The sequence below is a fragment of the Lentzea sp. NPDC042327 genome (assembly GCF_040647275.1).
Classification (GTDB): domain Bacteria; phylum Actinomycetota; class Actinomycetes; order Mycobacteriales; family Pseudonocardiaceae; genus Lentzea.
Genome location: NZ_JBEZBX010000008.1, coordinates 142150 through 166659, shown reverse-complemented (window position 1 = coordinate 166659; position 24510 = coordinate 142150). Strand labels below are relative to the sequence as shown.

The 24510-nt window shown below is 67.5% G+C and carries 22 protein-coding genes and 1 tRNA gene; 7 read left to right on the top strand and 16 right to left on the bottom strand.

All coding sequences use genetic code 11. The features are described from left to right. Positions 1-115: 115 nt before the first annotated feature. A complete protein-coding gene (locus tag AB0A63_RS21755) occupies positions 116-2377 on the top strand; it encodes a (Fe-S)-binding protein (RefSeq protein ID WP_360394147.1) in 2262 nt (753 codons plus the stop codon). A gap of 61 nt (positions 2378-2438) precedes the next feature. Here AB0A63_RS21755 and AB0A63_RS21750 read toward each other — a convergent pair whose 3' ends face one another. Then, positions 2439-2819 (bottom strand): phage holin family protein, encoded by a 381-nt coding sequence (locus AB0A63_RS21750; RefSeq protein WP_360394144.1) that lies wholly within the window; start codon positions 2817-2819, stop codon positions 2439-2441. 311 nt (positions 2820-3130) lie between these two features. Between AB0A63_RS21750 and AB0A63_RS21745 the strand changes: the two genes are divergently transcribed. Then, complete coding sequence (locus tag AB0A63_RS21745; protein ID WP_360394141.1) at positions 3131-4105, top strand: cation diffusion facilitator family transporter; 975 nt, start codon at positions 3131-3133, stop codon at positions 4103-4105. On the opposite strand, the gene dcd is transcribed toward AB0A63_RS21745, so the two are convergent. Further along, a complete protein-coding gene (dcd, locus tag AB0A63_RS21740; protein WP_360394139.1) occupies positions 4102-4683 on the bottom strand; it encodes a dCTP deaminase in 582 nt (193 codons plus the stop codon). The genes AB0A63_RS21745 and dcd overlap by 4 nt on opposite strands. A 94-nt stretch (positions 4684-4777) precedes the next feature. Here dcd and AB0A63_RS21735 point away from each other — a divergent pair. Further along, positions 4778-4851: transfer RNA gene (locus AB0A63_RS21735), tRNA-Gly, on the top strand. 64 nt (positions 4852-4915) lie between these two features. On the opposite strand, the gene AB0A63_RS21730 is transcribed toward AB0A63_RS21735, so the two are convergent. The 5 genes from AB0A63_RS21730 to AB0A63_RS21710 form a co-directional block, all read right to left on the bottom strand. Continuing rightward, positions 4916-6202, bottom strand: coding sequence for a DUF4407 domain-containing protein (locus tag AB0A63_RS21730; protein WP_360394136.1), 1287 nt, complete (start codon positions 6200-6202; stop codon positions 4916-4918). 13 nt (positions 6203-6215) lie between these two features. After that, a complete protein-coding gene (locus AB0A63_RS21725) occupies positions 6216-7088 on the bottom strand; it encodes a hypothetical protein (RefSeq protein ID WP_360394134.1) in 873 nt (290 codons plus the stop codon). A gap of 123 nt (positions 7089-7211) precedes the next feature. Then, positions 7212-9296 (bottom strand): hypothetical protein, encoded by a 2085-nt coding sequence (locus AB0A63_RS21720; protein WP_360394131.1) that lies wholly within the window; start codon positions 9294-9296, stop codon positions 7212-7214. Between the two features lie 2 nt (positions 9297-9298). Then, the gene (locus tag AB0A63_RS21715) at positions 9299-9982 is read right to left on the bottom strand and encodes a hypothetical protein (RefSeq protein WP_360394128.1); all 684 of its coding nucleotides are present in this window, start codon (positions 9980-9982) and stop codon (positions 9299-9301) included. Positions 9983-10093: 111 nt separating this feature from the next. After that, entirely contained in the window at positions 10094-10777 is a 684-nt protein-coding gene (locus AB0A63_RS21710) for a Crp/Fnr family transcriptional regulator (RefSeq protein ID WP_360394126.1), read from the bottom strand. A 353-nt stretch (positions 10778-11130) separates the two neighbouring features. Between AB0A63_RS21710 and AB0A63_RS21705 the strand changes: the two genes are divergently transcribed. Next, entirely contained in the window at positions 11131-11598 is a 468-nt protein-coding gene (locus AB0A63_RS21705; RefSeq protein WP_360394123.1) for a Pycsar system effector family protein, read from the top strand. Here AB0A63_RS21705 and AB0A63_RS21700 read toward each other — a convergent pair. The 3 genes from AB0A63_RS21700 to AB0A63_RS21690 form a co-directional block, all read right to left on the bottom strand. Next, the gene (locus AB0A63_RS21700; RefSeq protein ID WP_360394121.1) at positions 11593-12216 is read right to left on the bottom strand and encodes a Crp/Fnr family transcriptional regulator; all 624 of its coding nucleotides are present in this window, start codon (positions 12214-12216) and stop codon (positions 11593-11595) included. The genes AB0A63_RS21705 and AB0A63_RS21700 overlap by 6 nt on opposite strands. A 50-nt stretch (positions 12217-12266) precedes the next feature. After that, a complete protein-coding gene (locus tag AB0A63_RS21695) occupies positions 12267-12683 on the bottom strand; it encodes a hypothetical protein (RefSeq protein ID WP_360394118.1) in 417 nt (138 codons plus the stop codon). Between the two features lie 122 nt (positions 12684-12805). Beyond that, the gene (locus AB0A63_RS21690; protein WP_360394115.1) at positions 12806-14308 is read right to left on the bottom strand and encodes a sodium:solute symporter family protein; all 1503 of its coding nucleotides are present in this window, start codon (positions 14306-14308) and stop codon (positions 12806-12808) included. Between the two features lie 243 nt (positions 14309-14551). On the opposite strand from AB0A63_RS21690, the gene AB0A63_RS21685 reads away from it, so the two are divergent. Further along, positions 14552-15190: a response regulator transcription factor gene (locus AB0A63_RS21685; protein WP_360394112.1), complete on the top strand. Its 639-nt coding sequence runs from the start codon at positions 14552-14554 to the stop codon at positions 15188-15190. Here the strand turns inward: AB0A63_RS21685 and AB0A63_RS21680 are convergent. Continuing rightward, positions 15152-15730: a helix-turn-helix domain-containing protein gene (locus AB0A63_RS21680; RefSeq protein ID WP_360394109.1), complete on the bottom strand. Its 579-nt coding sequence runs from the start codon at positions 15728-15730 to the stop codon at positions 15152-15154. The genes AB0A63_RS21685 and AB0A63_RS21680 overlap by 39 nt on opposite strands. Positions 15731-15812: 82 nt before the next feature. Here AB0A63_RS21680 and AB0A63_RS21675 point away from each other — a divergent pair, with 82 nt between their 5' ends. Beyond that, the gene (locus AB0A63_RS21675; protein WP_360394106.1) at positions 15813-16847 is read left to right on the top strand and encodes an NAD(P)/FAD-dependent oxidoreductase; all 1035 of its coding nucleotides are present in this window, start codon (positions 15813-15815) and stop codon (positions 16845-16847) included. A 163-nt stretch (positions 16848-17010) separates the two neighbouring features. Continuing rightward, positions 17011-18846, top strand: coding sequence for an acyl-CoA dehydrogenase (locus tag AB0A63_RS21670; RefSeq protein WP_360394103.1), 1836 nt, complete (start codon positions 17011-17013; stop codon positions 18844-18846). A gap of 86 nt (positions 18847-18932) precedes the next feature. Here the strand turns inward: AB0A63_RS21670 and AB0A63_RS21665 are convergent, their stop codons facing one another. The 5 genes from AB0A63_RS21665 to AB0A63_RS21645 all read right to left on the bottom strand — a co-directional run bounded on the left by AB0A63_RS21665 (position 18933) and on the right by AB0A63_RS21645 (position 24454). Next, complete coding sequence (locus tag AB0A63_RS21665; RefSeq protein ID WP_360394823.1) at positions 18933-19661, bottom strand: DUF1206 domain-containing protein; 729 nt, start codon at positions 19659-19661, stop codon at positions 18933-18935. A 110-nt stretch (positions 19662-19771) separates the two neighbouring features. Beyond that, positions 19772-21745 carry a VanW family protein gene (locus AB0A63_RS21660; protein WP_360394820.1) on the bottom strand — a complete coding sequence of 658 codons (1974 nt, stop codon included), beginning with the start codon at positions 21743-21745 and terminating at the stop codon, positions 19772-19774. A gap of 112 nt (positions 21746-21857) precedes the next feature. Next, complete coding sequence (locus tag AB0A63_RS21655) at positions 21858-22151, bottom strand: co-chaperone GroES (protein WP_360394817.1); 294 nt, start codon at positions 22149-22151, stop codon at positions 21858-21860. A gap of 36 nt (positions 22152-22187) precedes the next feature. Beyond that, the gene (locus AB0A63_RS21650; RefSeq protein WP_360394814.1) at positions 22188-24053 is read right to left on the bottom strand and encodes an NHL domain-containing thioredoxin family protein; all 1866 of its coding nucleotides are present in this window, start codon (positions 24051-24053) and stop codon (positions 22188-22190) included. Then, the gene (locus AB0A63_RS21645; protein ID WP_360394101.1) at positions 24053-24454 is read right to left on the bottom strand and encodes a DUF4259 domain-containing protein; all 402 of its coding nucleotides are present in this window, start codon (positions 24452-24454) and stop codon (positions 24053-24055) included. Before AB0A63_RS21645 ends, AB0A63_RS21650 begins: the two co-directional genes overlap by 1 nt. Positions 24455-24510 lie beyond the last annotated feature (56 nt).

Below are 24510 nucleotides of genomic sequence, written 5' to 3'. Positions count from 1 at the left end.
CTGAACAAGTGTTCCACAAGTTTTCGATCACATTCCGGGTACTTGACCGGTACGTGACGAGACACCGGCCACGTCCAAGTGGTTACTCAGCGGTAACCTGGCCTAGACTCCCGCCATGACCCTCCAGCTGGTTCTCGGACTCGTCGCCGTAGTGGTGAGCGTCGTCGCCTGGGGCGTGTTCGTCGCCGGCGTCTGGAAGATGATCAAGATCATCCGGCTCGGCCAGCCGGACGGCACCCGCACGGGACCGTTCTGGCCGCGCCTGAAGACGATGGTCGTCGAGTTCGTCGCGCACACCAGGATGGCGAAGTTCCGCTCGGTCGCCCCGTGGCACTGGATGGTGATGTGGGGCTTCCTCATCGGCTCCGCGGTGCTGTTCGAGGCCTACGGCGAGGTGTTCGACCCGCACTTCCACTGGCCGGTCATCGGCACGTGGTCGATCTGGCTGCTGCTCGTCGAGCTACTCGGCCTCGGCACCGTCGTCGGTGGTGTGGCCCTCGCGGTCATCCGCCAGCGCAACCACCCGCGCCGCGCCGACCGCATCTCGCGCTTCGCGGGCTCCAGCTTCAGGTCGGCGTACTTCGTCGAGGCCGTCGTCATCGTCGAGGGCCTCGGCATCCTGCTCGTGAAGGCGTTCAAGCAGTCGAGCGGCCTCGAGTCCGCGCCGCTGTGGACGTCGTTCGTGACGCAGCCGCTCGCGCAGATCCTGCCGGCCGCCCCGATCTGGGTGTCGGTGATGGCGCTGGTCAAGCTGCTCAGCGGCATGCTCTGGCTGGTCGTGGTCGGCCGGAACCTGACGATGGGCATCGCCTGGCACCGGTTCTCGGCCTTCTTCAACATCTACTTCAAGCGCGAGGACGACGGTGGCGTCGCGCTGGGCGCGCTGAAGCCGATGATGTCCGGCGGCAAGGTCCTGGACCTCGAAGAGGCCGACCCGGACAAGGACGTGTTCGGCGTCGGCAAGGTCGAGGACTTCAGCTGGAAGGGCTGGCTCGACTTCTCCACCTGCACCGAGTGCGGTCGCTGCCAGTCGCAGTGCCCCGCCTGGAACACCGGCAAGCCGTTGTCCCCGAAGATGGTCATCACGCAGCTGCGCGACCACGCGTTCGCCAAGGCGCCGTACCTGCTCGCCGGTGGCTCGCGCGACATGGCCGGTGACGAGGTCGGCCTCACCGAGGACAAGTACGAGGACTACAAGAAGCGCCTCGAGTCGATCGACGTGCTGGCGATGGCCGAGTCGGAGCGCCCGCTGGTCGGCGGCCCCGGCGAGCTGGGCGTGATCGACCCCGAGGTGCTGTGGTCGTGCACGACCTGCGGCGCGTGCGTCGAGCAGTGCCCGGTCGACATCGAGCACGTCGACCACATCGTCGACATGCGCCGCTACCAGGTGCTGATCGAGTCGAACTTCCCGACCGAGCTCGGCGGGATGTTCAAGAACCTGGAGAACAAGGGCAACCCGTGGGGCCAGAACGCCAAGGACCGGCTGAGCTGGACCGAGGGCCTCGAGTTCGAGGTGCCGGTGTTCGACGGCGAGCTGGGCGACGCGGAGTACCTGTTCTGGGTCGGCTGCGCCGGTGCGTTCGAGGACCGCGCGAAGAAGACCACCCGCGCCGTGGCCGAGCTGCTGCACACCGCGGGCGTCAAGTACGCGGTGCTCGGCCCGGAGGAGACCTGCACCGGTGACCCGGCCCGCCGCGCCGGCAACGAGTTCCTGTTCCAGATGCTGGCGCAGCAGAACGTCGAGGTGCTGAACGCGGTGTTCGAGGACCGCCCGGCAGGCCAGCGCAAGATCGTCGTGACGTGCGCGCACTGCTTCAACACGCTGGCCAACGAGTACCCGCAGGTCGGCGGCACGTACGAGGTCGTGCACCACACGCAGCTGCTGAACAAGCTGGTGCGCGAACGCCGCCTGGTGCCGGTCGCGCCGGTCACCGAGGACGTGACCTACCACGACCCGTGCTACCTGGGCCGCCACAACAAGGTCTACGAGGCCCCGCGCGAGCTCATCGGCGCGTCCGGCGCGAAGCTGCGCGAGATGCCGCGCCACGAGGAGCGCTCCATGTGCTGCGGTGCCGGTGGCGCCCGCATGTGGATGGAGGAGCGGATCGGCAAGCGCATCAACATCGATCGCGTCGACGAGGCGCTGGGCACCGCGCCGTCGAAGATCGCGACCGGCTGCCCGTTCTGCCGCGTGATGCTGACCGACGGCGTGACCGCGCGGCAGTCCGACGGCCAGGCCGGTGCGCACGTGGAGGTCGTGGACGTGGCGCAGATGCTGCTGGCGTCGGTGAAGCGCAGCACGGAGAAGGCCGACACGCCGACCGACGAGGTCCCGACCGGCACGCCGCTGCCGAACGAGGACAAGGCGAAGGCCTGAGCCTGACGCGCAACGAGAAAGGCCCTCGGTCCATCGGACCGAGGGCCTTTCTCGTTGCGCGTCAGTCGTTGTCGGTGACCTTGTCGTAGACCACGTTCAGCAGCCAGCTCGCGAGCGCCACGATGATCGCGCCCCAGAAGGCGGGCCAGAACCCGTCGACGCGGAACGGCAGGTCCAGCTGCTCGGCCAGCCAGCCGGTGAGCATGAACAGCAGCGCGTTCACCACGAGCCCGATCAGACCGAGCGTCAGCAGGTAGAACAGGCAGCCGAAGAACTTCACGAGCGGCTTCACGACCGCGTTCACCAGGCCGAAGATCACCGCCACGCCGATCAGCGTGAGAATCCGCGACCCGGTGCTGCCCTCGCCCAGGTCGATGCCGGGAATGGCCGTCGAGACCCAGACCGCCACGGCAGTCAGCAGCACATGCACCAAGATGCCCATGCCGCAGACTAACCACTTCGGTCCTAAGTGGCCGGGAGCGCCGGCGTGGTGCGCCGGACGCAGAACCGCCCGCGTCCTCTCGCTGGACGCGGGCGGTTCCGTCTTACCCCCTTGGTGATCAGCGTCTCCCCCCGGAGCAGATCCCGTCCCTAAGACACCACAGCCCCCGGTGATGTTGCCCGGTTCCCCGAATGTCACTCGAATGAACCAATGAACGCCTGTGGTTCAGGGCGGTTTGTCCGGTTGCCGGGGTTCGGATCGTGCCAGGTCACAACCGGTGGAGCGGCCCCGCCGGGCCTACGCTGATCACCATGAGCGACAAGCCGCAGGGCTCTGGGGAAAGCACGCTGACCGTCGTACTCGCCCTGCTGGTGAACCTGGCGATCGCCATCACCAAGGCCATCGCGGGCGTGCTGACCGGTTCGGCCGCGATCCTCTCCGAGGCCGCGCACTCGGTGGCCGACACGTTCACCGAGGCCCTGCTGCTCACGGCCCTGCGCCGCTCCGACCGCCCGGCCGACCGCCGCCACCCCTTCGGCTACGGCAAGGAGCGCTACTTCTGGTCGCTGCTGGCCGCCGTCTCGATCTTCGCCTCCGGCGCGATGTTCGCGTTCTACGAGGGCTTCCGCACCGTCTTCGGCGAACCGGAGGAGCAGACCCGCCCCCTGGTCGGCTACATCGTGCTGGCACTGGCGTTCCTGCTGGAGTCCGTGTCGTGGACGCAGGCGTTCCGCCAGGTCCGCTCCCAGTCCGCCGAGCACGGCAAGAGCTTCTGGGCGTTCCTGCGCGAGTCCGACGACCCCACCGTGAAGACCGTGTTCCTGGAGGACTCGGCGGCCCTGATCGGCCTGGTCCTCGCGTTCACCGGCCTCGGCCTGCACCAGCTGACCGGCTCGTCGGTGTGGGACGGCCTCGCGTCACTGGCGATCGGCGTGCTGCTCGCCCTCGTCGCCTACACCCTGGCCCGCACCAACCGCGGCCTGCTGATCGGCCGCCAGGCAGACCAGGTGGTGGTCAAGGCGATCTGGAAGTGGCTCGCCGACCTGCCCGAGGTCGACGCCGTGGTGGACGTCCTGACGATGCTCATCGGCACCGACCGCGTCCTGCTGTGCGCCCGACTGGACTTCGACGACTCCATGACCGCCCACGAACTGGAACTGGCCTGCGTGCGCATCTCCGCGGACCTGCACTCGGAGTTCCCCGATCTGGACGAGATCTTCCTCGAACCGGTCCCGCGCACCGATCCCGAACTGCGCCGCCGCGTGCTGGAGCGCTACGGCTTCTAGCGGCGCGTGTCCGTCCGGTGGAAGTTCAGGTACGCGCGGCTCGGCGTCGGTCCCCGCTGCCCCTGGTACCGGCTGCCGGCCTGCGTCGAACCGTACGGGTGCTCCGCCGGGCTCGACAGCTTGAACAGGCACAGCTGGCCGATCTTCATGCCGGGGTGCAGCGTGATCGGCAGGTTCGCGACGTTCGACAGCTCCAGCGTGATGTGGCCGGAGAACCCCGGGTCGATGAACCCGGCCGTGGAGTGCGTGAGCAACCCGAGGCGCCCCAGGCTGGACTTGCCCTCCAGCCGGCCCGCCAGGTCGTCCGGGAGCGTCACCATCTCGTAGGTGCTGCCCAGCACGAACTCACCGGGGTGCAACACGAACTGCTCACCCTCCGGCGTCTCCACCAGGCTCGTCAGGTCGTCCTGCTGCTGTGACGGGTCGATGTGCGTGTACTTCGTGTTGTTGAAGACCCGGAAGAACCGGTCGAGCCGCACGTCGATGCTGCTCGGTTGGAGCATCTCGGCGTCGAAGGGGTCGAGGTGGAGACGGCCGGACTCGACCTCTTTGCGCAGATCCTGGTCACTCAGCAGCACCTGGGCAGGGTAACCGAGTTGGTCCGGCTCGCCGACGAGGACGGTGAGACGTCACGTTGCCGGGCTGTGTATGATCGGCTGCGAGCTTGCTCCTGCGGGTGTAGTTCATTGGTAGAACGACAGCTTCCCAAGCTGTAGAGGCGGGTTCGATTCCCGTCACCCGCTCCACCCGAAGGGCCCCCTTGGTCGACCACCAGAGGGGCCCTTCGTCCGTGAAACGGCAGGGTCAGCTTCAGAGCCGATGCCCGTTGACCAGCGTTTCCTGCCGCTGCGGCTGCTTCAGGAGCAGATTGGCGAGCTGATCGACTGCCCTCTCCTCCTGTTGACTCATCGTCACCTTGTGCTTGCGGAGCTCGACGTCGATCTCCGAGAACTTCTTCTGTTCGGCGACCTCGATCTCGTGCAGGGCGATCCGCGTCGCGCTCAGGCGACGTGCCTCTAGTACTCGCAGCTCGTCGCCATCGACCTTGACCGCGCTCGTGAGGCGCTCCTCCACCAGCCGGTCATAGGCGCTGACACCGCCGAAGAGCTTGACCAGCACCGGCAGGCAGTCGATCACGATGAGGAAGAACCGGATGAACCACAGGGCAGCGACGAGGAAGCCGCTGCTCCGGGTCAACTCGTCGAGCGCCTTGAAACGTTCGAGCAGGCCGATACCGTCATAGGTCTCGCGCTTGCCCCGTACCCGCTTCTCGATCTCTTCGTTGATCGCCCGCTCGTAGTCCGCCTTGACGGTGCCGGCCTGTGCTTCGAGTTCGTTGATCCGGTTGGTGACCTCGGCAAGCTGTGCTTTCGCCGGAGCGATCGGGTGGGCTGCGGCGTAGTCGTCTGCCTGCTTGCGCAGCCGGAGGCACTCAGGCCCCGCACCGGGCACGCCTGTCAGCCCTTCACCACTGCCACCGGTGCATTCGCGCCGAGCAAGGTCCTCCAGCTTGCCGTGCTCCTCGGAGTCCCGCACGATGGCGCTCTGGAGGGTGTTCGCATCGGCTCGCCGGGCGGCCAGTTCCTGTTCCACAGCGGCCGGCGTCGTGCCCGTTCGAATGCGGTCAGCTTCAGTGCAGTCACCCGATGGTGCTGCACCCGAAACGGGGTTGCAGCCTGCAAGCCTCTTCTCGAACCTCTCGATCTCCGTACGGCGCTCCTCGTTGATGTGCTGTTCGATCGCCTTCCCGAAGATGCCCAAAACCAACGGCTCAGCAATGATCACACCAAAGAAGCAAGCGAGCAGGAGCCGCGGCACGAGCAACCAGGCCCGCCTTGTCCACTTCGACCCGGTCGAGCTCGACACCAGCCACCGGTCGAGGTTCAACACGAAGAGGCCCCAGATCAGCATCGGCACTGCCAGCAGGAGGTGCCAGCCGTCAAAGATCTGGGAGAGCGCGAGGCCGAACGACGCGGTGGCGATGGTGGCCGTGCCGAGCACAGCCCCGCCGACACCCGTGTAGCGAGCGCGTTCCTGCGGAACCCTGGCCAGCACCTCTTCGTCGACACCCGCGAAGACGCGGAGTCGCCTACTCATCGACTTCTCGTGTTCAGGCAAGGTCGTCCTCACTCGGGACGAAGCCGGGCTTCTGGTCGTCGGCCGCAGTCACGGCACGGCGGCGCTGAGATGGTCCCACCTCCCTCGCGGGCTGGATGCCCAGCTGGGACCTGGTGACCTGATTGATCAGCTCGACCGGGTCGTAGCCAATCCTGTTCAGCGCGTTGTTCTCGCTCAGCTGCTGGAGCACCGTCAGCAGGTTCTGGTCGTGTCGATGCCGGTCGTTGCGGATCTGGTCAGCCACTTGAGATGCCGTGGTCTCACCTCGGTTGAGGGCGAGCGCGTCGGCCATCTCCGGTCCGCGGCTGATCAGCTCGTACAGGAACTCCGTAGACGCCTTCTGCCCGCTGAGGCTCAACGCTTCGAGCTGCTGTTCCCAGCTCAACGCCTGAACCTTCTTCCCGTGGCTGCGGAGCTCACCTGGTGTCAGGACGTCCACCGTGGACAAATCGGCGGTGAGACCGGGAATCCGGGGTGGTTCGAGCGTGCAATATGCGGTCACCCGCGCGTGGGCCTGGCTCCGCACCTCGTTCAGCTGGTCGATGTCGCGCCCGACGCCCAGTTCCAGCAACTTCCGATCACGGCGGAGGTGCTCGCTCAGCACCGCTGCCACGTTCGTCAGCCTCCTGGCCACGACCGTCTCAGGATTCGTCACCGCACAGACGAATCGAACGCGCACGTAGAAGTCGTTGCCGGGGTTGGAGGAAGGGATGGGGAGCTCAACCGTGACCAGTCGCGGGCCCATGTCGACCACGCTGACGGTAACGGCTTCGAGCACCGCCTCCTCTGCACCGGTCAGGTGCCTGCGTTCGGTGAAGGCCTCATACCTGCCCCCCACCTCGAACACGAGGACCGTCCCGGGCACCTGGGCCGGGAGCTCGGCGACGTCGCGTCGGCGGGACAGGAAACGACGGTTGACCGGCGCCAACGCCCGTTCCTCACGAACGGGATAACTGCTGTGGTCGTTGCTGTTCATCGGTGGGTCTCCTCAACGAACGTTCGTGATCAAGAAAGCGGCCAACAGAGCGGAGGTGACCTGTTCGGTGAGACCCGCGCCATCAGCAGAGGTGAACTCGTACTCAAGGGATCTGTGCAGAAGATCGATCTCCCCGTCGGACAGGGACGCCCGCACGGCATCACCGAGACGTCCGGTGATCTGGCGAGCCCTCTCGTCTCCGCCGAGTGCGACGAGGGTGTTGCGCAGCGCGTCGATCGCTTTGCCACGGTGAAGACCGCTGCGCAACGCCTCGGCCCACAGTTCGCCTGCGACTTCCACGTTCTGCGGCTGGTTGCGCAGCACCGCGGCCATCGCCGCTTCACCGGAGTCCGGTTGCCTGGCAGCCAGTACGTTGATCACCGCATCCAGCGCGGGCAGGTCGCGACCGCCGTCGATCGCGGTGTCCAGTCCGCGTTGGACAAATCGGAGCAGGCCGCCGGCATCTTCGCCTTCGGCCGTGTTCGCGCAGAACAGCAATGCGATCGACTGGCGGGCGACCTTGGTCTGGACGCCGCCGCGCGCAGCGAGGTGCCACAGCCAGGTCAGCGCGGAGAGTTGATAACGGATGCCCAGCGTGCTGCCCAGCGCTGCCGCGGCAGTCGTCTTCTGCCGGGTTCGACCGTTGCGAACCCACTTCAGAGCCAGGTCGAGGGCAATCGGCGCCAACGAGTCGTCGATGCACATCCAGGAAAGCAGGTACGCCGCGGTGGCGCGTTCCGGTCTGGTGCCGTTCGACCACGGGGTGAGGAACGACTCCTCAACCTCGCCCCAGGAGTCGCGGCACAACAGCGCCAGACCGAGCGCAACCTGGACCTGCACCTCCGACACCGGAGTCGAAGCGGCGATCTCCCGTGCCCATGTCCGCACAGGCGCCCAGAGCTCAAGCCCATAGCGCTCGGACAACTCAGCGATGACGTGCTCGCGGTAGTCATCCGAACGGAACACGACCGTGCGCTCGCGGTCAGACTCATCTGAGCCGGCTGCGAGGTCGCGCGTGACGGTGAAAAGTCCCTCCACGTTCGCCCAACTCACCCGCCGTTGCACCAGCTTCTCGCCGAGTGGACGCGGTTGTTGTGCGGGCACTTCACCGCCTCCCGACGTGCCCAGGTCGAGCAAGCGCTGAAGCAGGACCTCGAACTTCCGCAGCGGCACACCGTGCGCGAAGACCACAGCCGCTGCCGACAACACGTCCGCCAACGTCCGGCTTTCGTCGTCGAACCACTCGCGCACGTTGTCCTTCGACGAACCGTCGAGCGCGCGAAGTGCGGCCTGGCAACTTCCCGTCGCTGCCTTGGCGATGGCAACGATGGTTCTCGGGAACACGAGGTCGGCGACTCGCTTGCGCACCAGCTCCAGATCTGGGTCGTCCAGCGCGGCGTCGTCGAGGTACCGGTCGAGCAGCAGTTGCGGATCGGGCGGTTGCCACTCCACGACGAGGTCGCGTACATGCCTGCGAAGAGAGCCCGCTGAATTCAGCGTGATCACCAGGTACGATCCGTTGCGCTTCAACTCATCGCGGACGCGTTCGATCTCGAAGCGCTGTTGCACCGACGCAGTGCCGCTGTCCAACCGATCCGCGATCAGGTAGCCCTTGCCTGGCTTGATCGTGAGTTCGCCCAGGCTCGTCGAGGGTGCGAGCGCCGTGATCCGGCCACCGGGAGGAAGCACTGAGTGCAGGCCAGCAATGGCACCAGTCCGCTTGCCGGTGCCGTCCGTTCCTACCGCCAACGCGATGTGGTTGGTCCTCAACAACTCGATCAAGTTGTCGAAACACTCAGAACCGACGTAGCGCTCGACGATCGCGTTGATCTCATCGGTGCTGACCGGGCCGGTCGACCTCCTCGTCGACGCCGAGATCGACACTCCGAACCTGGCGTTGTCAGCGTCTACGCGGCCGTAGAAGTTGTTGATGACCTGGCTACCGCGCAACTCTTCGACCGGCAGAAGGTCGTCGTCCTGGTCCTCGCCCGTCTCACCCTGTACGACCTGCAGGTCGTTCGCCGGGTTTGATTGCGGAGACTGCTCAACCACCGGTTCGTCGACGCGTCCGTCGTCCCCGGTATCCCCCTCGCTCACGTTCATCCTCCTTGGAAACCGAAGTTCGCGTTGTCCGCGTGGACGACGTCGTGGAACTCGTTGTGCACGGCTCGGTTGTCCCCGACCGCCCTCGCACGGGCAGCCGGCGGTTTCGCAGGCTGGAGGTTCAGTGAGTGCACATCCGCACCCGGCACCCGAAGCCAGCCAGATGTCGTGATTTCCTTGTTCACCACGGCAACCTTGCGGAACTCGCTGGGTGACAGAGATGTGTGTCCGGTCTTGACGACGTGGTCGAACACCTCCGCGGAGAGGATGACGGCGAGGTTCGCATCAGGTGCGGCGATCAGTGCTTGCTTCACCACGTCGCCGTTGACGAGCCTGCTCACGTGCACGACTGCCTGCCCACCGAACCCCATGGCTGACGGAAAAGCGTTGCCGTGGTGCAACGCCGCTCTGAGCCTCAGGCGCTTGCTCGGTGCGACACCGAGGTTCACGACGCTGAGGTGGCGGTCAACCGCAGCGATGAAGGGGTCGACGACCTGTGGCTCGAACTCTTCGCTCGGGATCACGGCGAGCTCCTCGTCGCCCTTGGGCTGGCGCAGCCAGCGGTCCCGCTGCAGACCGACGTCTTCGGCCGCTTGCCGCAGGACCGCCGCAAGCTCTTCCTGCGCCGCCAGCTTCTCGGGATCGCTGCGTCTTCCGTACGCCTCCACGTCGGCGGTCATGCAGAGGGCGCGACTGAATGTTCCATGCATTCCGACTACCTTTCTGGACAGGACGCGCGACCTGGGCAGCGCCCTGCTGAACTTTCCACCGGAACAGACGAACGACATTCCCTACTGGCAGGGATTCTCGTCCATGTTTTCGGCTCGTCGACTCAGCGCAGCCTCGTCCAGCACGACGCAGCCGCGGTAACCCCACCTGATGATCCCAGCACTTTCGAGATCACTCAGTTCCGATTCTGCCGATGAGAGCGACACGCCAGCCAAAGAAGCCAGCTCTCGCTGCGTGAGCGCCACCACGAGCTCGACACCTGCTTCGACAGGCCTTCCGTGAATCGCAGACAGCTCTTCCACAATCCGCGCAACTCGAACCGACACGCGGCGAGAACCGGCAACGTCCAGACGACGTTCGTTCGCCCACCTCAGCCTGGATGACAACATTCGACCGAACTCGATCGCAGCTGACGAGTGGAGAGCGAGAAAGCGTTCCCACTCGCCCCACGCGATCGACCTGAACCTGATGGGCGTACAGGCCCGGACGCTGGCGCTCCTCGGCTTGCCCTCCAGCGGACCCATCTCTCCGACGAGGTCGCCACCTGTGCGAACAGCGATCAACACCTGCTTCCCGCTGGGCAGATCGACCTCTACTTTCACGTATCCCGACAGCAGGAGGATGACTTCGCTACCCACTTCGCCCTGCCGGAGAAGCGATTCTCCTGACGAACGCAAGCGCTCGGTCCCCAACTGCAGCGCGCGATCGCACACCGATGACGGCAGCCTGCCGAGCAGGGTTCGCACAGGCCAGCCACCACCATTGCCAGTCACCTGACCTCCTGGTGCACCGTTGAGGGCATCCGTTGTCGCGAGACAGTCCGAGCGAGCGCGGCGACGAAAGCACCGAAACAATAGCGGGTGAATCAGGAGTAAGCGAAACAGGCCAAAAGTTGATCTATGCCAATCGACGTGTCCTCGATTCACCTCGCCACCTCCGCAAGAAGTTTCAGCATCCATTCCGCCACCTGGAGTAATACCATCCGCACTACGCGAAGTCTGCGACAAATGACCCAGAAAGTGGCACAAGTCCGCACTCGAACAGCCGTTTTCCATGATCCAGTGATCAGGAAAGGTGGATGCTGAAGGACGGAGGAGACATGAGTGACGCTGAATTGGCGATCGAACAGAGCACGACGTGGATCAAGAACGCCGACGTGAAGGCAGGGCTGTGCGCCACGGCGGTGGCCGGGGTGGCGACTGCCGTGGCGAGTCAGCGCCCGATCCTGGGCACGGTGGCGAAGTCGGCTGGAGTGGTGAACGTCTTGGCGCTCGTCGCGTTAGGACTGTCCGCCGCAGCGTTGATCGCCTCGGCCTTCTTCCTCGTGAAGGTGCTCCTACCGCGCACGGCGCCAGGAGCGCACAGTCGCTACTCATGGCCGTCCCTGGCTCAATTGCCGTTGGACGACCTCATGAGCAGGACTCCAGCGGGTGAGGAAGCCGGCTGGGCCTACGCACAGACCCTCGCACGCATCGCTCAGGCGAAATACCGATCGCTGCGGTGGGCTCTGATGCTGTGGTTCGTCTCGGCCACACTTCTCATCACATGGCTCGTCGTCGCATCATGACTCAGCGCATTCGGCGGCCAGCAGGTCAGGGCGGCGCACGATGAGCGTGCGCCGCGAGGTGCTGACCACGCCATCTTCCCTCATACCCCGTAGGGCACGGACGACCGATTCACGGGTCGCCCCGATCGCGTGCCCGAGTTCTTCCTGGGTCAGCAACGATCCGACATCGCTGCCGTGAGTCGCGACCAACTCTTGGAGCAATCGGGCAAGTCGCTGCCTCGTCGGCAGGGTGCCCAGGTCGACGCGCTTGCTGTTGGCTTGCTCCACCCTCAGGACGAGCCGCCGCATCAGCTCGCGGCTCACGGCGGGGTCGTCCTCGGCGAGCCGCTCGAATCTCTCCGCCGGCACCACCAAGCCGACCACCTCGGTCACCGCTGTCACCATCGCCGATCGTGGACGCTGAGCGAGAACGCCGAAATCGCCGATCAGCTCACCGGCACCACGCAGCGCCAGCAGGCTCTCCTTGCCGTTCGCCGACAGATGAGCGACTCGGCAGATTCCACGCTCGACGAAGACCACCGACACAGCTACCTCGTGCTGCCGGACGATCACACTGCCAGGCGGGAATGCCTTCCTGACTCCGACATGGGCCAATGCTGCGTGCAACTGTGCGCTCACGAACTCAGTCTGACGCGAAGCGCGGCATCCAACCTAGCTGCGAGGGTCTGTCAGTCGACCGGTAGGCCCCACGGTCGGCGGTCCAGTTCCACCCACCCGCCACCACGGGCCAGCGCCGCACGCACCCCCGCGACGTGCTCCGCGAACGAGGCCAGGTCCCCGTGCAGCAGCTCGGCGCGTTCCACGTCCAGCGGATGGACGTCGTCGTGCCACAGGTCGACCGGGAACGACGCCACGAAGGTCATCGACTGCAGCAGCTGCAGCAGCGCGGCGGAAGGCGACGGTGACTCGGTCAGGTAGTCGGTGCGGATCGAGTCGCAGGCGGCCAGCAGGTCGCGGACCTGGCGGATGGCGTCGGCCGGGGTGCCGTCCCAGGACGGGCCGGGGTAGACGCGGTCGGCGAGCTCCAGCCAGAGTCGCCAGCCTGCGGTCAGTTCCGCGTCGTCCGCCGGACGCCATGCACCCATGACCTCCACTGTGCATGCGGACGAAGCGGGAGTCTCGTGACGATGACGCACGCCACGGCAACCAACGGGTGATCTGCGCGTCTCGCGGCGGCGTGGCGTGGCGCCGCGAGACGCGCAGGAAATCAAGCCCTGACGCGCTCGCGCTCGTCGGAGTTGAGCGAGTCGAGCAGGGCGTCGCGCTCGGTGGAGGGCTCCTTCTTCAGGAAGCCGATCGACAGGTACAGCACCAGCGAGAGCAGCAGGGGCCACGAGACGAGCACGCCCTTGGTGACCCACGCGGCCTTGCTCATCTGCTCGACGTAGAGGAACGCCCACATGCCGAGGCCGCCGACGACCGAGGCGATGGCGGCTGTTGAGCCGATCTTGCGGAACCACGGGAGCAGGCCCAGCATCAGCGGGATCGCGATCGGGCCCATCGTGGCGGCGACCAGGTCGACGACCACCTTGAGCACGAAGCCCTGGCCGCCGGAGGCGATGGCGATGATCATGCTGATGCCGATGAAGAGGAACGTCGTGACGCGGGCCAGGACGAGCTGGTTGTCCGCGGAGAACGTCTTCACCTTCTTCCAGATGTGCGGCAGCATGTCGCGGTTGATCACGGCGGCGATGACGTTCGCGTCCGAGGACACCATGGCCATCGTGTGCGAGAAGAAGCCGGCCAGGACGAGGCCGATCATGCCGGCGGGCAGCATCTGCTTGCCCATCTCGATGTAGGCGTTCTCCGCCTGCGCGCCTTCGAGGCCGGGGACGATCAGCGGCGCTGCCCACATCGGGAAGAACAGCACCAGCGGCCACACCAGCCACAGCGCGGACGACAGCAGCGCGGACCGCTTGGCCGCGAAGCCCGACGGCGCGGCCATGTAGCGCTGCGCCAGGTTCCACATGCCGCCGTTGTACTCCAGCGTCTTGATCAGGAAGAGCGCCATGAGGAACGTCGAGGTGTACGGGCCGGCGAGCGGGTCGCTGTGGCTGTCGGGGAGCCTGTCCCAGATCGTCACGGGGAAGCCCCAGCCGAGGGTGTCGGCGACGGCGATGAACATCGCGAAGCCCGCGGCCGCCTGGATGATGAACTGGCCGAAGTCGGTGAGCGCGTCCGCCCACAGGCCGCCGAGCACCGAGTAGACCATCGTCACCAGGCCGATGATCACGATGCCCCAGGTGATCGGGACGCCCGCGAAGCCGCGGAGCAGGATCGAGACGGCCGCCCACTTCGCGGCGATGTCGACGACCTTGAGCAGTGCGCCCGCGTAGGCCATGACCTGCTGGGTGGGCAGGTTGTAGCGCTTGGCCAGGTACTCGAGCGGCGACTTGACGTCGTGCTTGGAGCGCAGCCGGTTCCACCGCGGTGCGAACAGGAACGCGCCGATGCCGACGCCGATGCCGATCGTCAGCGACCACCACACGTAGACGGTGAGACCGAGCCGGTACGCCTCGGACGCGAACGCCACGAACATGACGGCGCTGTAGCCCGACATGTGGTGGGAGATGCCGGACAGCCACCACGGCATCTTGCCGCCCGCCGTGAAGAAGTCGGCGATGTTCTGGACCCGCCCGCGCGACCAGAGCCCGATCGCGACCATCACGAAGAAATAGCCGACAACCACGATCCAATCGAGGGTGCCCATGTGACCTCCTTGCGTGCACACACGTGTGCCCGCGAGAGCACCAGGCCTCATGGCGGCGGGAACCTGGCACATCCGCACGGGATATGTGACGTAGGTCTTACGAGACCGTTGCCCCCGGGTGGAAGACCTTGGCCAGTCTTGAATCACATTCGTGACCCTTGTTCACCTACATGAACGGCACTTTCCACGTCATGCGGCCGGGGGAACGACGTCATTCCTCTGGAAGCACGAACGGAGGTGCTGATGCTCCCGCCAGGCCGGCCTGCTCCCGGCGTCGCGCTGATCGACCCCGTACCGCTCTACCGCGAGGGCCTGTCCTCGCTGGTCCGGCGGACCGCCGGCCTGCGCTGGCTCGGGTCGACGGGGCACCCGGAGGCCGCCGCGCGCCTGCAGGAGCACCTGAACCCGGACGTGCTGCTGGTCGACTCGATGCTGGACCCGGTGGGGCAGCTCGCGCGGCAGCTCCTCGAACGCGACAGCCGGCTCGTCGTGATCGGGCTGGCCAGGGACGCGCACTCGCACGCGAACTACGTCACGAGCGCGCTGGAGGCGGGTGTTCGCGGTGTGGTGCCGCGGTCGGCGGAGCCGGAGCAGATCGTGCGGGTGATCTCCGAGACGCTGCGCATCCGCGGGTACGTGCACCCCGACCTGCGCTGCCGGGAACGGCCGGCGCTGACCCGGCGCGAGTACGAGGTGCTCACGCTCATCGCGGACGGGATGGAGAACCGGCAGGTCGCCGACGCGTTGATCGTGTCCGTGGAGACCGTGCGGACCCACGTGAAGGGCATCCTCCGCAAGCTGAGCGCGCGCGACCGGACGCACGCGGTGTCGCTCGCGTACCGGTCAGGCCTGCTGCTGAGCCTGCCAACCGTGTTCGAGTAGGCCGAACAGCTCCGCCGCCGCCCGCTCGCGGTCCGGCCGGCTGAAGATCACGTCACGGGCCTCCAGCGCGAACCGGGCGAGGCCCGCGCACCGGACGTCGCCGGGTGGCGCGCCGATCTCCGCGGCGATGGCCTCGGCCAGCGCCTTCTCGTGGCGGAGCCACATCGTGCGCTGGTAGGCGCGCAGCGACGGGGTGCTTTCGACCAGCCGGGCGAACGACTCGAACAGCGGGTGGTCGACGTGGCCCTCCGCGGCGCCGATGAAGTGGTCGCGCAGCGCGGCCGGGATCGACGTCCCGGCCGGGCGGTCCCGCACGGCGCCGATGAGCGAGGACTCCATCTCGGCGTCCTCGTCGAACAGCAGCGCCTCCTTGCTCGGGAAGTGCTTGAACAGCGTCGTCACCGACACGTCGGCACGGTCGGCGACCTCCTTCACGCCCACGTCGTCGAACCCGCGCGCCAGGAACAGCTCCAGCGCCGCGTCGGCGATCGACTGGCGGGTCTGCAGCTTCTTGCGCTCACGGCGGCCGAGTTCGGTCACGCCGGCAGCCTACCCTGCGAGTTGAGCCACTTCAAAAGTGTAGTGATTGCACTTTTTGAGTCAGTGCGCTTTCATCGGTGGCATGACCACACCACGCATCGCCATCGCCGGAGCCGGTCTCGGCGGCCTCACCTGCGCCCGCGTCCTCCAGCAGCACGGGTTCACCGACGTCACCGTCTTCGAGCGGGAGAGCTCCCCGGACGCCCGCCAGCAGGGCGGCACGATCGACCTGCACGCCGACAGCGGCCAGCAGGCGATCCGCGCCGCCGGCCTCTACGACCAGTGGCGCGCGCTCGCCCGGTTCGAGGGCCAGGAGCAGCGCAAGGTCGACCACGCCACGGCCGCGCTGGTCGAGCACGAACCGGCCGAGGGCGACTTCCGGCCGGAGATCGACCGAGGGCAGCTGCGCGGCCTCCTGCTCGACTCGCTCGCGCCAGGCACCGTCGCGTGGGGCCTCGGCGTCACCGGCGCCGCCCCGCACGAGGTCACGCTCACGGACGGCACCACCGCGACGTTCGACCTGGTCATCGGCGCGGACGGCGCCTGGTCACGGGTGCGCGGCGCGGTCTCGGCCGCCGTGCCGCGGTACACCGGCGTGCTGTTCGTCGAGGTCCGGCACGACGGCGACGAGGCGCTGCTCGACCTCACCGGCCAGGGCACCATGGTCGCCGACCACGACGGCCTGATGCTGTGGTCGCAGCGCAGCAGCGGCGACCACATCCGCGCGTACGCGTGCCTGCGTGCCCCCGAGGACTGGCAGCCCTCCACCGCCGACCTGCTGGACGTCTACGCCGACTGGCACCCGTCGCTGCGGGCGTTCCTGCGCGGCGAGCCCGTCCACCGGCCGCTGTACGCCCTGCCCGTCCCGCACCGGTGGGACCCGACGCCGGGCGTGACGCTGCTCGGGGACGCCGCCCACCTGATGCCCCCGCTGGGCGTCGGCGCGAACCTCGCACTGCAGGACGCCGCCGAACTGGCGCTCGCGGTCGCCCGCGACGGTGTCGACGAGGGCGTGCGGGCCTACGAGTCCGTCATGGTGCCGCGTGCGGTCGACTTCGCCGAGCGCACGGAGGCCGGACTGCTCGACATGGTTCCCGCACGCCCCGTACGCGTCTGACCTGCTCTCATGTCCGACCTCATGTCCGATTCAGGCCGCGCGGAGGACTGTCTGCTTCGCCACCGGTGGGTGGTCGCCCTTGCCGGGGTTACTGTCGGGTAATACTCTGTTGTTACCGGTCAGTAGGCGACCCCGCCGCGACCCTGAGGAGTGAGCTGACGAGATGGGCCACTACAAGAGCAACGTCCGGGATCTCGAATTCAACCTGTTCGAGGTCTTCAACGTGCAGGACCACCTCGGCAAGGGGCCGTTCGAGCAGTCCGACGAGGACACCGCGCGCGGCGTTCTGGCCGAGATGAAGACCCTGGCGGAGGGTCCGCTCGCGGACTCGTTCGCCGACGCCGACCGCAACCCGCCGAAGTTCGACCCGGCGACGCACTCGGCGACCCTGCCGGAGTCGCTGAAGAAGTCGTACCAGGCCGTGTGGGACGGCGAGTGGTACCGCATGTTCCTGCCGGAGGAGCTGGGCGGCTTCGGCACCCCGCCCTCGGTGGCGTGGGCCGCGTCCGAGCTGATCCTGGGCGCCAACCCGCCGATCTACATGTACCTGGCGGGCCCGAGCTTCGCGACGGTCGTCTACAACAACGGCACCGAGCGCGACCAGCACTGGGCGCAGCTGATGATCGACCGCGGCTGGGGCGCCACGATGGTGCTGACCGAGCCGGACGCCGGTTCCGACGTCGGCGCCGGCCGCACCAAGGCGATCAAGCAGGACGACGGCACCTGGCACATCGAGGGTGTGAAGCGGTTCATCACGTCCGCCGACCAGGACCTGACCGAGAACATCATGCACATGGTGCTCGCCCGTCCCGAGGGTGAGGGCATCGAGGCGAAGCCCGGCACCAAGGGCCTGTCGCTGTTCCTGGTGCCGAAGTTCCACTTCGACCCGGAGTCCGGCGAGCTGGGCGAGCGCAACGGCGCCTTCGTCACCAACGTCGAGCACAAGATGGGCATCAAGGCGTCCACGACGTGCGAGCTGACGTTCGGCCAGCACGGCGTCCCGGCCAAGGGCTGGCTGCTCGGCGAGGTGCACGACGGCATCGCGCAGATGTTCGACGTCATCGAGTACGCCCGCATGATGGTCGGCACCAAGGCCATCGCGACGCTGTCGACCGGCTACCTGAACGCGCTGTCCTACGCCAAGGAGCGCGTCCAGTCCGCCGACCTCACGCGGATGACGGACAAGACCGCCCCGCGCGTCACCATCACCAACCACCCGGACGTGCGCCGCAGCCTGATGCTGCAGAAGGCGTACGCCGAGGGCCTGCGCGCCGTGTACCTGTACACCGCGACGTTCCAGGACAAGGTGATGCTCGGCGGCGACGACGCCAAGCTCGCGGCCCAGGTGAACGACCTGCTGCTGCCGATCGTCAAGGGCGTCGGCTCCGAGCGCGCCTACGAGCAGCTCGCGCAGTCGCTGCAAACCCTGGGCGGCTCCGGCTTCCTGCAGGAGTACCCGATCGAGCAGTACATCCGGGACTCGAAGATCGACTCGCTGTACGAGGGCACCACGGCCATCCAGTCGCTCGACTTCTTCTTCCGGAAGATCATCCGCGACAAGGGCCAGGCGCTCGCGTTCATCAACGGCGAGATCCAGTCCTTCCTCGACAACGAGGGCGGCAACGGTCGCCTCAAGGAGGAGCGCGCTCTCCTGAAGCAGGGCCTGGAAGACCTGCAGGGCATGCTCGGCGCCCTCGTCGGCTTCCTGACCTCGTCGCAGGAGGACGTCCGCAACCTCTACAAGGTCGGCCAGAACTCGGTCCGCCTGCTGATGACCGCGGGTGACGTGCTCGTCGGCTGGCTGCTGCTGCGCCAGGCCGAGGTCGCGCTGGAGAAGCTCGGCGGCACCCCGTCGGCCAAGGACAAGGCGTTCTACGAGGGCAAGATCGCGGTGGCGTCGTTCTTCGCGAAGAACGTGCTGCCGGAGCTGACCGCGCGCCGCAAGGTCACCGAGCAGACCGACAACTCGCTGATGGACATCGACGAGAGCGTCTTCTAGGACGCGATCACGACGACGGGTCCGCGCACCTCCTGCCCGAGGTGCGCGGACCCGTTTTCAGTCGGTCTCCGTTTTCCGGCTCCTGCTCACTCCTTGAGCGCCCGCGCGGCGACGAAGCAGTAGACGCCGAACGCCGCGATGCCCACCGCGACCGCCGACAGCAGGAACATGCCGAACGGCTGCGCGGCCAGCGTGTGCAGCGCCTTGTCCATGCCGCCGGACTGCTCGGGGTCCGCGTTGATCGCGGCCAGTCCGACGAGGACGCCGATGACGCCGTACGCGACGCCCTTGCCGATCCAGCCGATCCGGCCGACGGGCTCGACCCACGACGGCGCACGGCTCATGTCGAGGTCCTTCTCGAACGACTTCTTGAAGCCCTTGTAGGCGATCACGCCGGCGGTGACCAGGATGCCGATCGCGATCGCACCCACGATCAGCTGGCCGCCCGGCCACGCGAGCACCTGCGCGGTCAGCTCCTGCTGCTGTTGTGTGGAGTCACCGGTGGCACCGCTGGTGGCGTACTTGAACGCACCGAACGCGATACCGCCCGCAGTGATGGCACGTGCCGCGGAGCCGACGCGTTTGGAGATCCGCTTGCGCTTCTTGCTCACGTAGGTGTAGCCGACGAAGGCCAGGATCAGCTGCCACACGGCGAAGAACACCAGACCGATGCCGACGGCCCACAGCAACCAGGCGCCGTTCTTCGCGAGCTCGCTCAGCGCTCCCTTGGAGTCCGTCCGCTCGGCGTCCGTGCCGAACGCGACCTGGAGCGCGAGCCACGCGATGAGCACGTGCACCGCTCCGTACACAACCATCCCCACCCGCCCCAGCGTCTGGACGACGGGGTGTCTTCGCGCCTCATGCGCAACAGTGGCCACGAACGGGTGAATACCCGCTCGTGGCCACGGCAAATCCCGGGTTCGGGTCAGCCGCCCGCAGGCGGCGGACCCTCACAGATGATCTTGAACTGCGGGTCGTAGCGGACCGTGCGCGACTCGCTGCGGGTCTGGCCCGTGCGGCGGTCCTTGATCGTGCGGGTGTCCGTCACGGAGAAGCCGGGGGCGCCGTTGCTCGGCGTGCACCCCTCCTTGGTGATCTTCTTCTCCTGCGGCTGGGTCGGGGCGAACTCACCGCTGGTGGAGCCGGTGACGTCGTAGTTCTTGGTGCCCCAGAGCACGATCTTGATCGACGAGGGGGTCCAGATCGTCTGGATGGCGACGCCCGTGTCGTCCGGGTTCGTGAACGCGATGTCGATCAGGCTGTTGCCTGCGCCGTCCATGAACACGGTGGCCTCGCGGCCCTTCGGATACCGCGTGATCCAGTAGCTGTGCTCCTTGTGGCCCGCGTCCTTCATGCCCGCGTAGTAGGACGCGTTGTAGAGCGTGGTCGCGAACTGCGAGATGCCACCGCCGACCGCCTTGCCCGGGATGCCGTTCTCGATGATGCCCGCCTCGACGTAGCCCTGCGCGGTGCCGCGCGGGCCGGTGTGCTTGTTGAGGCTGAACGTCTCCTTGGGCTTCACGATCGCACCGTTGACCTTCTCGGCCACGACCCGGATGTTCACGCCCGACGTCGCGGCGAAGCCACCGGTCTGGAACTCGCCGATGACCTCCTTGATGCCCATCTTGTTCGCCTGCTCGGTGGTGACCTTCGCGGGCGTGTGCTTGTACTCGAACTTCAGCTCGCGCCCGTCGGTCTTCTTGAGCGTGTCGAAGTAGGGCTGGATGTTCTTGTCCCAGTCGACGTCGAGCCCGTCGACGGACGGCTTCACGGTCGGCCGGCCGCCCTCGAACACGATCTGGGCGTCCTTGCCCTCCTTGACCGTCTCCTTCAGCGGCGGAGCGGCCACCTCGACGAGCTTGTCCTTGTTCACGCCGACGTCGAGCGCGCCCCCGTCGAGGGGCACGAAGTTCAGCGTGGCGGCGATCTGCTCGGGTGCGAGGACCGCGTCCTTGCCCTCGCCCTTGATCGTGACCGGGGCGGAGACGGCGGTCTTCACGACCTCGTTGAGCGCCTTCTCGACGCCCTCCTTGGTGGTCTTGACCGGGGTGAAGTCCATCGGCACGTCGACCGGGTCACCGGAGGCCCAGTTGGCCACGACGGTGCGCGCCGCGTCCTCCGTGCGCATCTTCTGACCGGCGTGCGGCTCGACGGCGACCGGGGCGGCACCCTCGAACCTGATGGTGCCCTCGATCAGCTCGTGGTCGAGCTCGGGGCGCAGCGCCTCGAGCGCGCCGGCGACCTTCTCGTCGTCCGCCTTCGTCGCCACGCCCACCTCGCGGCTGGTGAAGAACGACGTCACGCGGGTGATCGGGGAGAGCGGCTGGCTGCCCGCGCGGTCGATCGTGGCGTTCCAGTCGAGCTCCAGGCCCGCCGCCTTCGGGTCGAGCTCGCCCGTGACGTCACCGGCCTTCAGCGCGACCGGCTTGCTCAGCCGCGGCTCGATCGCCTCGCGCAGCTTCCCCTCGGCCTCGGAGTGGCTCATGCCGCCGACGTCGACGCCCGCGACGGTGACGCCGCGGGGCACGTTGCCGCTGGAGACGAGCATGTCGAGGCCGTACAGCAGACCGAAGGCGCCGACCACGGCCGCGGCCACGATCAACGCCTTCTTCTTCGTGTTCTTCGGCTCTGCCCCGTCGTCCTCGTCGCCCGGTTCGATCATCACGGGCCCGTAGACGCCGGAGTCCTCCGGCAGGGGCTGCGGCGGGGTCACCGGTCGCATGTACTCGGTGGCGTCCTCGCCGGCGGGAAAGCCGACACCGGGCACGGCGGCCGTGACGGTCGGCTGCTCGGTGTCCGGTTCCTCCGACGGCCAGGCCTCGGTGGACGCGTTCACGTTCACGGGCGCGATCTGGGTGGTCTCCTCGGAGGCGGTGCCTCTCGGGTTGACCGGTGGCATCGCCCTCGTCTTGTCAGCGTCGTACGGCACAGCTCTCCCCGTTGCCCTGTCTCTCCACTGAGGCGGCGTATACGTGTGTACAGCTAGCAGTTCACCATCTCGAACCGGCGGCTCACAGGTATAGGCCGGTGCCGTGCTCGGTGAGCTCGCTGGCCACAGCGTGCAGATCGCGTTCCCTCAGCACGAGGTACGTGGTGCCCTGCACCTCGACCTCGAGCTGATCGTCCGGGTTGAACAGCACCCGGTCTCCCACCTTCACGTGCCGCACGCTGGTACCGACTCCGAACACGCTGCCCCACGCCAACCGCTTCGCCATCTGGGCCGTCGCGGGGATCACGATGCCACCGCTGGACCGCCGCTCGCCGTCCTCCGGCGAGATGCGCACCATCACACGGTCGTACAGCATCTGGATCTCGAGCTTGACATCAGGCACCCGCAGAGTCTACGTGGCCTGCGGAGGTGCCTCGTCCATGCCGCCCATCAGCAGCGGGAGCCGGGTCGGTGCATCGGCAACCACTCGAACGGGGACGCCCCAGTCCTGCCTGGTCAGGCGGCAGACCGGGTGTTCGTCGGCAGGATCGTCACTGCAACTGGCCGCCTGCGCTACGACGTGCAGAACGCCGTTCGTGACCTGATCGTTGATCCGCAACGCCCGTACCAGTTCGGTGCCGACACCCGCGCCCTCCAGGATCAGCTCCGGGGGTGAGCTGGTGATCTCCAGGCGGGTGGACGGTCCGTACCGTTCGTCCAGTTTCGTCCCGGTCGGCGGGGTGAAGACGACGGCGAGCTCGACCGCACCGGCCGCGATGTCGGTGCTCGGCCGCTTCACCCGGTGCGCCTCGCCGTCGACCTTGACGGCCGCGGCGGTGAACCGCTCAAGCCGGTGCGCCGCGCTCGCCACGACGACGAGCTCGCCGTCCACGACCAGCGCGTCACTCGGCTCGGCGAGGTCGGTCGCGATGGTGCTGACCGTCCGCGTCTCCGGGTCGTACCGGCGGATCGCGCCGTTGTAGGTGTCCGAGACCGCCACCGACCCGTCGGGCAGCACCGTGACGCCGAGCGGGTGCTGCAGCAGCGCCTCATCCGCGTCGCCGTCCCTGTGCCCGAACGCGAACAGCCCCTTGCCGACCTCGGTGCGCACCTCGCCGTTCTCGAGGTAGCGCAGCGCGGAGGTCTCCGAGTCGACCATCCACAGCCGGTCGCCGGCCGCGGCCAGCCCGCTGGTCTGCGCGAAGAACGCCCCCTCCGCCGGACCGTCGTTGATGCCCTCGACGGTCGTGCCGGCGAGCCTGCTGACCTGGTTCGTCCCCGGGTCGAAGAACCCGAGCGTGTGGTTGCCGGCCATGGCGATGGCGACGCCGCCGTTCCACCACGCCACGTCCCACGGGCTGGTGAGGTCGATCTTGTCTGCCGGTCCGTCGGTCTGGCCGTCCCGCCACTGCTCACCGGTGCCCGCGATGGTCGTGACCTCGCCGGTCTCCAGGTCGAGGCCGCGGAGGAGGTGGTTGACCGTGTCCGCGACGACCACGTCGTAGCCGTGCGTGTTCGGCACCAGCGTGAGCCCGGCGGGCTCGGAGAAGGTGGGGTTCAGCCCGTCCGCGCGCCCGCGCTCACCGGTGCCGATGCGCCGGACGACCGTCTCGCCGTCCGCTTCGAGCTCGACGAGGCTGTGGTGGGCGCTGTCGCTGACCAGGATCGTGTTCCGCGGCGTGACGATCGCCTTGGCGGGGAACCGGAGCGTGGTGCTCGGCGGTTCCGGCGCGACGTACGGCCCGCTGCCGCGGTGCAACGTGCCCTTCGCCGCGTGCTCGGCGACCAGCTCGCCGATGATCGTGTCGAGCGCGTCGACGTGCCCCTCACCGGCGGCGACGTGCACGACGTACCCCTCCGGGTCGACCAGCGCGAGCGTCGGCCACGCCTTGACCGCGTACTGCTGCCACATCTCCAGCTCGGGGTCGTCGAGCACCGGGTGGTGCACCTCGTAGCGCTCGACGGCGGCCTTCAACGCCTCCGGGTCCGCCTCGTGCACGAACTTCGGCGAGTGCACGCCGATCGTGACCAGGACGTCGGAGTACTTGGCCTCCAACGGCCGCAGCTCGTCGAGGACGTGCAGGCAGTTGATGCAGCAGAACGTCCAGAAGTCGAGCAGCACGACCTTGCCGCGCAGGTCCCTGAGGCTGATCGCGGCGTCACCGGTGTTCAGCCAGCCGCGGCCGTGCAGCTCGGGGGCACGGACACGGGCACGGCGCTTGGCAGTCGTCACGGCCGTATCCAACACTGTGGACGGTAGTGGTGTTCCGACGTCCATCATGTGGACTGGGCCAGTACCGCGCGCAGGTCGCCCACGCCCTGGCGCCACAGCGGTCCGTGCCCGGCGTCGTCCCAGAGCACGGCGAGCTCGGAGTTCGCCAGCACGCGGTCCAGCGCCCTCACCGCCAGCGGAGGCAGGTCCGCCGGGAACGCGGGGAGGGGCTCGCGGGGGCCATAGGCGGTGGTGACCGGCTTCCCACCAGGACACTGCGCGGCGACCAGCGTGGCTGCCGCCACGGCTTCGCTGCCGTCATCGGCCTCGACGTCGTCCGCTTCGGCCGCGCCGGCCAGGACGGCCCGGACGATGCCCTCGCGCTCCTCGGCACGCGCCTTGTCCAGCCTGCCGGCGAAGTCCGCTGCCGCGTCGTTGTCGAACGACCCGATGTCCCAAGTACCCAAGGCGATCTCCCGGTGCAGGTGGAAAGGCAGCGTGGCGCTGGCCAGCGCTGATCATG

Bases quoted from the DNA above. Each gene is read 5' to 3' on its own strand.
- AB0A63_RS21755 (WP_360394147.1), top strand. From the start codon at position 116: ATGACCCTCCAGCTGGTTCTCGGACTCGTCGCCGTAGTGGTGAGCGTC.
- AB0A63_RS21750 (WP_360394144.1), bottom strand. From the start codon at position 2,819: ATGGGCATCTTGGTGCATGTGCTGCTGACTGCCGTGGCGGTCTGGGTC.
- AB0A63_RS21745 (WP_360394141.1), top strand. From the start codon at position 3,131: ATGAGCGACAAGCCGCAGGGCTCTGGGGAAAGCACGCTGACCGTCGTA.
- AB0A63_RS21730 (WP_360394136.1), bottom strand. From the start codon at position 6,202: ATGAGTAGGCGACTCCGCGTCTTCGCGGGTGTCGACGAAGAGGTGCTG.
- AB0A63_RS21715 (WP_360394128.1), bottom strand. From the start codon at position 9,982: ATGACCGCCGACGTGGAGGCGTACGGAAGACGCAGCGATCCCGAGAAG.
- AB0A63_RS21705 (WP_360394123.1), top strand. From the start codon at position 11,131: ATGAGTGACGCTGAATTGGCGATCGAACAGAGCACGACGTGGATCAAG.
- AB0A63_RS21695 (WP_360394118.1), bottom strand. From the start codon at position 12,683: ATGGGTGCATGGCGTCCGGCGGACGACGCGGAACTGACCGCAGGCTGG.
- AB0A63_RS21690 (WP_360394115.1), bottom strand. From the start codon at position 14,308: ATGGGCACCCTCGATTGGATCGTGGTTGTCGGCTATTTCTTCGTGATG.
- AB0A63_RS21685 (WP_360394112.1), top strand. From the start codon at position 14,552: ATGCTCCCGCCAGGCCGGCCTGCTCCCGGCGTCGCGCTGATCGACCCC.
- AB0A63_RS21675 (WP_360394106.1), top strand. From the start codon at position 15,813: ATGACCACACCACGCATCGCCATCGCCGGAGCCGGTCTCGGCGGCCTC.
- AB0A63_RS21670 (WP_360394103.1), top strand. From the start codon at position 17,011: ATGGGCCACTACAAGAGCAACGTCCGGGATCTCGAATTCAACCTGTTC.
- AB0A63_RS21665 (WP_360394823.1), bottom strand. From the start codon at position 19,661: ATGGTTGTGTACGGAGCGGTGCACGTGCTCATCGCGTGGCTCGCGCTC.
- AB0A63_RS21660 (WP_360394820.1), bottom strand. From the start codon at position 21,745: ATGCCACCGGTCAACCCGAGAGGCACCGCCTCCGAGGAGACCACCCAG.
- AB0A63_RS21655 (WP_360394817.1), bottom strand. From the start codon at position 22,151: ATGCTGTACGACCGTGTGATGGTGCGCATCTCGCCGGAGGACGGCGAG.
- AB0A63_RS21650 (WP_360394814.1), bottom strand. From the start codon at position 24,053: ATGGACGTCGGAACACCACTACCGTCCACAGTGTTGGATACGGCCGTG.